The 1,116-nt window shown below is 65.1% G+C and carries 1 protein-coding gene; it reads left to right on the plus strand.

Annotated elements, in window-relative coordinates; genetic code table 11:
• Positions 1 to 1,116, plus strand: a 1,116-nt coding sequence (locus ACFWAY_RS53895; RefSeq protein ID WP_378516557.1) for a protein kinase, incomplete at both ends; no start/stop codon positions are given.

A 1,116-nucleotide genomic window follows, 5' to 3' on the forward strand; every position in this document is an offset into this window, starting at 1 on the left:
CGGTCGGCCGTATATCGTCATGCCTTACCACGCCCAGGACTCCCTCGACGCGCGGATCCGGCGCCACGGGCCACTTCCGCTGGACGAAGCGCTGCGACTCGGGGTGAAGATGGCCGGTGCCCTCGAGACTGCCCACCGCCTCGGAATCCTTCACCGCGACGTCAAGCCCGGGAACATCCTGCTCACCGACTACGGCGAGCCGGCACTGACGGATTTCGGCATCGCCCGCATCGCCGGCGGATTCGAAACCACCGCCGGCGTCGTCACGGGGTCGCCGGCGTTCACCGCCCCCGAGGTGGTGACCGGCGAGCCCCCGAGTGCTGCCGCCGATGTGTACGGGCTCGGGGCCACGTTGTTCGCTGTGATGACCGGTCACGCTGCGTTCGAACGCCGCAGTGGGGAGCAGGTGGTGGCCCAGTTCCTGAGGATCGCCGCCGAGCCCGGTCCGGACCCACGCAAGCACGGCATTCCCGAGGACGTCAGCGCGATCATCGAACGTGCCATGGCCGGCGCCCCGGCGGGCCGCCCCTCCGCCACGGAACTCGGTCAGCAACTCCGAGCATCCCAACGTCTCCATGGCTTCCCCCTCGACGCGATGGCACTGCACACCGAACCGGAAGACGTGCAACGAAAGGAGGACGTGATGGCGCCGGCCAACCAACTCGTCTCCCATGCACACGAATTCTTTCGCGAAGTGACAAGTTTCGTCGGACGCCGAAATGAAGTGGCCGCGGTCAAGGCGCGTCTGTCGGATTCTCGGATAGTGACGCTCACCGGATTCGGTGGGGTGGGTAAAACACGGCTGGCATGCCGCGTCGCCGCGGAAGTGCGCAGAACCTACACCGGCGGCGTCTGGTTTGTCGATCTCGCCGCGATCTCCAGTCCAGACCTTGTCGTCAGCGCAATTACCGAGGCGCTCGACATTCGAGACGGAATGAATGCGGACGGTAGTCACTACCTGTTCGAATTCCTCGGTGAAAGACATGCACTCATCGTCTTGGACAACTGCGAGCACTTGATCGAGGCGTGCGGAACAATCACCGCCGACATTGTTCGGCGGACGGACCGCGTGCAGATCCTGGCAACCAGTCGGGAACCGCTCGGTGTGCTGGGGGA

Origin of the sequence: Rhodococcus sp. NPDC059968 (assembly GCF_042738615.1) — a bacterium.
In the GTDB taxonomy this organism is placed as follows: Bacteria; Actinomycetota; Actinomycetes; order Mycobacteriales; family Mycobacteriaceae; genus Rhodococcus_F.